Source organism: Negativicutes bacterium (assembly GCA_021372785.1).
GTDB lineage: Bacteria > Bacillota > JAAYKD01 > JAAYKD01 > JAAYKD01 > JAJFTT01.
Map to the genome: position 1 here is coordinate 1 of JAJFTT010000016.1, position 8,324 is coordinate 8,324.

The 8,324-nt window shown below is 48.9% G+C and carries 9 protein-coding genes; 6 read left to right on the forward strand and 3 right to left on the reverse strand.

What is annotated here, in order from left to right; genetic code table 11:
- The 6 genes from LLG09_02155 to LLG09_02180 all read left to right on the forward strand — a co-directional run.
- Nucleotides 1-263: putative hydroxymethylpyrimidine transporter CytX (locus LLG09_02155; GenBank protein MCE5195921.1), on the forward strand; the 263-nt coding region annotated here is incomplete at its 5' end.
- 2 nt (nt 264-265) lie between these two features.
- Nucleotides 266-1,090 carry a hydroxyethylthiazole kinase gene (gene thiM / locus LLG09_02160; GenBank protein MCE5195922.1) on the forward strand — a complete coding sequence of 275 codons (825 nt, stop codon included), beginning with the start codon at nt 266-268 and terminating at the stop codon, nt 1,088-1,090.
- Nucleotides 1,077-1,724, forward strand: a complete 648-nt coding sequence (gene thiE / locus LLG09_02165; GenBank protein ID MCE5195923.1) for a thiamine phosphate synthase — start codon at nt 1,077-1,079, stop codon at nt 1,722-1,724. Before thiM ends, thiE begins: the two co-directional genes overlap by 14 nt.
- Before the next feature lie 19 nt (nt 1,725-1,743).
- A complete protein-coding gene (gene thiD / locus LLG09_02170; protein ID MCE5195924.1) occupies nt 1,744-2,538 on the forward strand; it encodes a bifunctional hydroxymethylpyrimidine kinase/phosphomethylpyrimidine kinase in 795 nt (264 codons plus the stop codon).
- Nucleotides 2,539-2,746: 208 nt separating this feature from the next.
- Complete coding sequence (locus LLG09_02175) at nt 2,747-3,427, forward strand: formate/nitrite transporter family protein (protein MCE5195925.1); 681 nt, start codon at nt 2,747-2,749, stop codon at nt 3,425-3,427.
- 122 nt (nt 3,428-3,549) lie between these two features.
- Nucleotides 3,550-4,443, forward strand: a complete 894-nt coding sequence (locus LLG09_02180) for a DMT family transporter (GenBank protein MCE5195926.1) — start codon at nt 3,550-3,552, stop codon at nt 4,441-4,443.
- Between the two features lie 102 nt (nt 4,444-4,545).
- Here LLG09_02180 and LLG09_02185 read toward each other — a convergent pair whose 3' ends face one another.
- From LLG09_02185 to LLG09_02195, 3 genes are all read right to left on the reverse strand, one after another.
- The gene (locus tag LLG09_02185; GenBank protein MCE5195927.1) at nt 4,546-6,066 is read right to left on the reverse strand and encodes an FMN-binding glutamate synthase family protein; all 1,521 of its coding nucleotides are present in this window, start codon (nt 6,064-6,066) and stop codon (nt 4,546-4,548) included.
- Between the two features lie 149 nt (nt 6,067-6,215).
- On the reverse strand, nt 6,216-6,590 hold the full coding sequence (locus tag LLG09_02190) for a NifB/NifX family molybdenum-iron cluster-binding protein (GenBank protein MCE5195928.1): 375 nt from the start codon (nt 6,588-6,590) through the stop codon (nt 6,216-6,218).
- A gap of 142 nt (nt 6,591-6,732) precedes the next feature.
- Nucleotides 6,733-7,104 (reverse strand): DUF134 domain-containing protein, encoded by a 372-nt coding sequence (locus LLG09_02195; protein MCE5195929.1) that lies wholly within the window; start codon nt 7,102-7,104, stop codon nt 6,733-6,735.
- Nucleotides 7,105-8,324: the final 1,220 nt, after the last annotated feature.

Below are 8,324 nucleotides of genomic sequence, written 5' to 3' on the forward strand. Positions count from 1 at the left end.
TGGAACAATTTGAGAGTTTTCTTTACTTCATCGGCTCGGTCTTTGCACCGATGATTGCCATTCAAGTGGTCGACAGTTTGATTTTTCAACAGGATGCTTCCGATCAAAGCGTAGAAAAAAAGAATCTGCTGCTTTGGCTGATTGGATTTTTGCTTTACCGTTATTTTATGACCATCAACACACCGATCGGGAATACGCTGCCCGTCATGCTGATTGTGACTGGGCTCTATCTGATCATCAGGCAATTCAAAGGAGGAAAATAGAGATGTTTGCTCAAATGCTGGAAAACACCAGGAAATTTAACCCATTGATTCATTGCATCACCAATTATGTGACGGTCAATGACTGTGCCAATCTGCTGCTGGCTTGCGGTGCCTCCCCTATTATGTCCGATGATGCAGCTGAAGTAGAAGAAATTACCTCAATCTGCAGCGGATTGGATTTGAACATCGGCACGCTGAATCAACATACCATTCCCGCTATGTTTCTAGCCGGTAAAAAAGCCAATGCCTGCCAGCATCCCGTCCTGCTCGATCCGGTTGGGGCAGGCGCTTCCCGTTTCCGCAGTGCAACCGCCTTGCGCTTGCTGCAGGAAGTGAAGTTCACGGTCGTACGCGGCAATAGCTCGGAGATCAAGGCTTTGGCTGCCGGCAGTGCTTCCACCAATGGCGTCGATGCGGCGCTGGCGGATCGGATCACCGAACAAAACCTGGAGGAATCAATTGCTTATTTACGGGCGTTTGCCAATAAACTGCAAAGTGTGGTGGCGGTCACCGGCGTGATCGATTTGGTTACCGATGGCGAAACGGTCTATATCATCCGCAATGGCCATGCCATGATGAGCCAAATCACCGGCAGTGGCTGCATGCTCTCCGCTCTGATTACCGCTTATTTGGCAGCAAATCCAAAACACGCCCTGGAAGCAACGGCGGCGGCGGTCAGCGCCATGGGATTCTGCGGCGAATTGGCTTATAAACGCTCTCTGCATCAGCCTGCCGGTAATGCTTCCTACCGCACATACCTGATCGATGCAGTCTCTCTGCTGGACGGCCAGCAATTGGAAAGCGGTGCCAACTATGAACGTCGCTAAAGATGCTTTGCTGCTCTATGCCGTGACCGATCGCACCTGGCTGACGGACCAAACGCTGGCTCAGGCGGTGGAAGCATCGCTGCAGGGAGGGGTTACCTTTCTGCAGCTGCGGGAAAAAAATCTGGATTTTCCCAGCTTCTTACGGGAAGCATGCTGCCTGAAAACACTCGCAGCCGCTTATCATGTGCCTTTTGTGATCAACGATTCGCTTGAGATCGCGCTTGCCTGCGGTGCGGACGGCGTGCATCTCGGGCAAAGCGACCAAAGTGTCCGGCAAGCCCGCGCTCTCTTGGGAGATCGGAAAATCATCGGAGCTTCCGTGCAGACGGTTGCTCAAGCCAAACAAGCACAAGCAGAGGGAGCGGATTATCTGGGTGCCGGCGCCGTATTTCCGACCGCCTCCAAGCAAGATGCCACTGCGCTGACGCTCGGGCGGTTGCAAGCCATCTGCCAGGCGGTTCGCCTGCCGGTGGTTGCCATCGGGGGTATCCGGCAGCAGAATATTCTGCAGCTTGCCGGCAGCGGCATCGCAGGCGCCGCGATGATCTCAGCCATCTATGCCGAACCGGACATTCGAGCGGCAGCAGCGCAAATGAAAATGCTTTGCCAGCAACTGACGGCGAAAGGAAAATAAGAAAGGATGACTCATCCCAATGAAAAAAGTACTGACCATAGCCGGTTCCGATTGCAGCGGCGGGGCGGGGATTCAGGCAGATATTAAGACCATTACGGCGCACAAAATGTATGCGATGAGCGTAATCACCGCTCTGACAGCACAAAATACCACCGGCGTCTATGGAATTATGGAAGCAACTCCCCAGTTCGTTGCGCAGCAGCTCGCTTGTGTCTTCGAGGATATCCGTCCCGATGCGGTAAAAATCGGGATGGTGTCCAACAGCCAAATTATCCGGGTAATCGCCGGAGCGCTGAAAGAATACCGGGCGGAAAATATCGTGCTCGACCCGGTGATGGTTTCCACCAGCGGCAGCCAGTTAATTTCCGAGAACGCCCTGCAAACCCTGATCGAAGAATTGCTGCCTTTGGCAGCGGTGATCACACCAAACATTCCGGAGGCCGGCATTCTTTGCGGTTTCCCCATCCACAATCAGGAAGAGATGCAGCGCGCGGCAGCCGTCATCGCCCAACTGCTGGACGGCGCCGTACTGATAAAGGGAGGTCACCTGGTCAGTGAGGCCACCGATTTGCTCTATGTCAACGGCAGTTCAACCTGGTTTCCTGCCAAACGCATCAACAACCCCAATACGCATGGTACCGGCTGCACTCTATCCTCTGCGATTGCCTGTAACTTAGCAGCTGGCAGGACGCTGGCGGACAGTATCACCGCCGCCAAAAAATACCTTTCCGGCGCACTGCAGGCCGGCTTGAATCTTGGTCGGGGCAGCGGGCCCTTGGATCATACCTATCGGATCAACGACTGGGCCTTTTAAAACCCGTTTTTTCAGTTGAAGTCGGCATCCGTTTGGCCGGTCTCCTGCTGTCCTGCCAAATTTTCTGACCGAGAGCTCCCCTTTTTCTCGTATCGCACTGTCGTTTTCCGCTTTATACTGAAGATGCGCAAGAAAGAATTGATTTTTGACGCACGGATGGATATAATATGCTCGACATAAATGAGATCAAAACAAAGGAGCCTCCGTTATGAAAAAAATGAACGTGCTGATTAATGCCATACTGGCCGGTTTTTCTATCAGTTTGGGAGGGACCGTTTTCCTGAGATTAAAGGATACCTTCCCCGGCAGCAATGTAGTTGGCGCACTGCTTTTTACCGTTGGCCTTTTTCTTGTTTTAACCAGAGGTTACAGCCTTTATACGGGCAAAGTCTGCTACATTTTTGAGAATAAACCCGGCTATTTATTGGATGTGCTGATCATCTGGGTCGGCAACCTGCTTGGCTGCATGTTGGTGGCGGGATTAGAAAATCTGACCAGTTTAAGCGGAGCCACGGCCGGTATTAACGTAACCGCAGCGGCTATGGTAGCCGGGAAGCTCAATTCTTCCCTGTTAAGCCTCTTTATCTTAGGCGCCTTCTGTAATGTTTTCATTTTCATCGGCGTCAATGGTTACGCCAAGAATCCGCATGAACTGGGCAAATACCTGGCGGTGTTTTTAGGTGTTTCCATCTTTATTATCTGCGGTACCGAGCACAGCGTAGCCGATATGTATTATATGGCTGTTTCAAAAACCCTCTACACGCAACCGGCCGAAGCTTTTTTACGTCTCTTTGTGATTACGCTCGGCAATCTGGTCGGCGGTGTCTTTCTGCCGTTAATGGAAAAGCTGAGAGAAAAATTGGCGGAAGAGAAAAAAATAGCTGCTTGATTGAGTAAAAAAAGGCACGGTGCATGGATCGTGCCTTTTTTGATCGGTTGACTCCTGCTGCGGACCATGTATAATGGAGGCCAGCGAACAAATTGATCGATTATGGCTATTAGGAGAAGGACATGAATGCAAAACTGAATCTGATTCTGTCGATGACGGCATTTGGCACCATCGGACTCTTTGTCAGAAATATTCCGCTGACTTCAGCCGAGATCGCCTTTTTTCGAGCGCTGATCGCAGCGATCTGCCTGCTCCTTTACAAATTCATCAGCAAAACTCCCTTACGCTTCTCAGAAATAAAACATGATTTACCGCTGCTCTTCTTGTCCGGAGCAGCCATGGGCTTCAACTGGGTTTTCTTGTTTGAAGCGTATCAATATACCAGTATTTCACTAGCCACAATGAGTTATTATTTTGCGCCGGTGATCGTGACCCTTGTCAGCCCTCTTTTATTTCATGAAAAGCTGACGCGCGCTCAGCTTTTTTGCTTTATGATGTCCACCCTCGGTTTGCTGCTGGTGATCGGCAACGGCGGTTTTTCCGGCGGCAGTCAAAACCTGAAAGGAATTCTGTTTGGGCTTGGCGCGGCGCTGCTCTATGCCACCGTCATTCTGCTCAATAAAAGCATCCGCCGGGTGAGCGGTATCGACCGCACGCTGCTGCAGTTTCTGGCGGTGATTTTCGTCTTGTTCCCATATTTGCAGCTAAGCGGCGGCATTCATACCGCAGCGCTGACCACCTTCGGCCTGATCAACCTCCTGTTGGTGGGTATTCTGCATACCGGTATCACATATTGCCTCTATTTGTCTTCCCTGAAAGACTTACAGGGACAGGAAGCGGCATTGCTCAGCTACATCGACCCTTTGGTTGCGGTGCTGATTTCCGTCCTGTTTTTACAGGAAAACAGTACCTGGCAGCAAATCCTCGGCGGTCTGATGATTTTAGGTTTTACGCTGCTCAATGAAGTAACAAGCAAAAAAAAGCCCGCCAAGGCAGTAAGCAATGCGGACGACTGATTTGATCCATCGTAATCAGCCGTTGCAGGATCGCAGGCTGCCTCATTTGCCCAACAAAAAGCGTTGCCTTGCAGCCAGCGAGACAACGCTTTTCTATTTTCTCTATTGCAGCCATTTGCCGTTCAGTAAATCCCTGGCATCGCGTGTCAGCGGAATCAAATCCTGCCTGTTCAGATAGGCGAGATCGAATTTACGATTTAAGGCGGCAAAATGTTTTACACCAAAGGCGATTTTATTCAGGTATGAAAAGACACCGATCGCACCCGGAGAAAAATCATCGGCCTTTTTACCGTAAATTGCCCGCAGATCAGCTAAATCACCGTAAATTTCTTCAATCGTACTGCCGTATTTTCTGAACTGATTGGGGACTTTGCCTTCTTTGATCTGCGCGCCGATTTTTTTACCCATCATGGCTGCGGCCATCGAGGCGCGGCAGATGCCAATGGCGGTAACCATGCCATTGCCCAAAGCCAGCGACTTAAACACCTGATCTTCGGAAGCAAAACCGCCCGTAATCGCAATGGCAGGCAGCCAATCCACTTCGTTTTTCAAACTCTCCACGATGGAACAGATTTCCTCTTCCATCACAACCGTGGGAGTACCCCATTCATTCATCATTTTATTGGGGCTGTAGCCGCTGCCGCCGCCTGCGCCGTCAAAGGTGATCAGATCGACTTTGGCTTTGCTGCCGATCAACAAGACCTGTTTGAGATCCTGCGGATCGTAACCTGCCATTTTAAAGTAGATATTTTTGGCACCCATGGCTCTTAATTCGGCAATCCGCGCTACCAGATATGCTTCATCCCAGAGCGGCAGGCGAGAATAGGAATAAAAATTCGGACAGACGCCTGCCCGAGCCGCTTCTGCCATGGCAGGCGTGCCGGGATCCGGATAGACCAAAACTCCTGCGGTTTGTTTTTTCAGCGCTTCCTCGTAGTTTTTCAAACGGATTACCGGCTGCGTGCCTTTTGCACTTTGACCGAATTTGAACTCGATGGCTTCGGCGCCTTCGACTTGGATGGCATATTCCGGCACACCCAGCCGGTCATCTTCGGTGTTGCACTGCAGAATGATCTGACCATAACCACGGTCATACTGACGGAAGGCATCCAGCATTTGCTTTAATGCGGGAAAATGGCTGACCTTGCCGTCTTTGACCTGCAGCTGCGGATCTTTACTCCTGGCGTCTTCACCGATGGTACAACAAACGCCCGCCATGGCGGCGCCGCCAAAATAATCAGGCCAATTCAATTTGATCAGAGCCGGCAGAATAATTGGCATGGCTAATTTCACCGGATGAAAGCTGCCGAATTCACGCTCCATTTTTACATGGTAGATATTCGCTTCTTCAAAAGTTGGCTTGGCGCCCAGTGCGCCAAAGACATGCCCGTTGATATTGAAGTGAGAAAAATCAATGGGATAGTCTTTTTCCGAGGCGATTTGATTGGCGCCGGTATTGGTAGGGTAAACGGCTTGCATGCCCAAAACGGCAGCCAGGGCAATCTCGCAGGTGCCGTTGCATTCTTCTGTGCATAAAGAACACATGCCGGATTGGGGTGAGAGATGAACGCTGCGATTGCTGGTGTCGTTAAAGGCTGACGATAATTTTGCTGAATAACTCATTGGTATTCCCCCTTTAATCCTTCGCTGAGTCTGATGATCTGTTTTACGTTTGTTCCGCTACTTTCTGGTTTTCACTTTACTGCCGTGTTTTCCTGCCCCAATCCAAGCTCTGAGAGAAAAAAGGTTTGCTCACACCCGCAGCGAGGAAATCAGGCTAACTGCTTCCGCTGTTGATAGAGCCCGTCATGAATGTCAGCCAGTAAAGTAAGCTTGCCTTCTGTAAAAGCACTGAGGTTAGCCTGTAACGACGTACCGTCTATCTCATAGATCCGGATATCGGCAGATTGTATCAATTCCGCGGCGCTTTTTCCGCAGCGCGGGGTCAGCAAGGCATCTACTTTTTCATCTACGATCCTCTGAGCCGCTTTCCTGCCGGCTCCCTCCTGCACGGCTGCGCTGCTGTTATCCAAGAAGCGACTTTCTTTGGTTTTGGTATCATAAATCAAAAAATAAGGTGCGCGTCCAAAGAGAATACAGATATTGGCTTCCATGCTGCAATCATTCACTGGTATTGCTAGTTTCATCGAAAACTCCTCCATTCGAATTTTTTAGAAAAGCTTCTGCTGCTGTGGCTTGATTTGGAACTCTGACTGATCTCAGAACAGATTGGCTGTAAGTGGTAATATAAAGTTTACCATTGGTTCCTGCTGCAAGTTAAAAGGAGAATTATTCTTCAATTTTAATGAAATTCCGGCCGCAGCGGTTTCTCCGGCAGCTGCCGGAGAAACAAGCTTCACCCAAGCCATCGCAAAGTCGATATTCGCCGCCTTCAATCAGCAGAACTTTGCCGTTGACCAAAGACTCGGCCAGCTTTCTCCTCGCTTCTGTATAAATGCCCTGCACCGTTGTGCGGGCAACATTCATTTGCGCGGCACAGGCTTCCTGTGTGAAACCTTCTAAATCGATCAAGCGGATCGTTTCATATTCATCCACGGTCATAATCATCTGATTTACCGCATCAGAACGGACGTCCAGCGGTCCGTATTTATTGCTGTCCGGCAGGCAGCAGACTTTTCTCCATTTTAATGGTCTTGGCATCGTTGTTTCACCTCGATTTTCATATTTCATACTCTGCTTTCCATGTTTTAAGCTGCTCTGCATTCGGATGATTTCCAGGCGCTTTTCGCTCATTTTCAAGTTGGCCTTCCGCTTGATTTGCTGCTGTGTTCCTCTTTCAGCTTTTCGATGAAAATGAGTCCGGATCGCGACTTGAAGAAGCGGCCATGTTCTGATTACTTTTCTGATCTTGCTGCAATCGCCTTTCCTAGTTATTGACATATACCATTTATGCTTTGATTATACTCGATTTCCGAACTATGTCAATAACTAGGCAGCTTTTTTCTCAAAAAAAAACCCGCGGAGAAGTGATTAAACGCCACTCCCACGCACTTTTGCATCTTTCTATAATTACTGCACTCCTTCGCTCTTACTCTCATTGAATCATCGATGATACTATTTTTTACTGATTGGTTAAGACTCGGAACAACAGCATGGCAATCAAGCTGACCGCATAACCTAAATTCTCCATATTCTCCTGTGAAATCTTGGCTAATTGCCAATTTATCGTTCCATTGTCTCGCTGCGCAGTCTATTTTGTGAAACTCGTTTAAAAGCTCGTTTGACTCGATAAGGGCGGTAGCGTCTGATGCAGCTAAAAAGAAATTCCGCCAACGCAATACCCAGCAATGTCAGATCCGGTATCTTTCGGGAAAGTAACCAGATAAAACCAAGAAAAATACTCCAGAAGAATATTACTCAATTCTAGCAGAATAAAATCTCTGGCAGGTAACAGGCTAGCACTATATTTCTGATTGCTCATCCAAAAGCGAGCATCATCTGCCGTTTCATCAAGGCTCGAAAAAACGGCATAAGTTTTGTTTAAGCCAAAAAAAGATCTTTTTTAGAGTAAACCAGATCCCAGCTGTCCGCATTGAATGACTACAATAAGGAACTTTCCAAGGCAGAGGCATCCAGCAGCAAGCGATAGGAACGTTTCTGAGGTTCCAGCTGATCGTAAATCAATACATATCACAGTTGATTTACTTCCCGCAAGAGGAAACCCTTGTTGCTCTTGTCAGCAAGATAAGCCTGCATTTCCGCAAAAAGAAGCATGCCAAGGGGACGGCAGACTGTGTGAAAACGCGTGAATATTAAAATAGCATCTTTAAAAACATCTCAAAATAAGGTATAATGAACAAGGAAACGGCTGAAAATCTTACTTTCGAGGTGTTTAATATGCGATATGTCGAGGGAAAAAT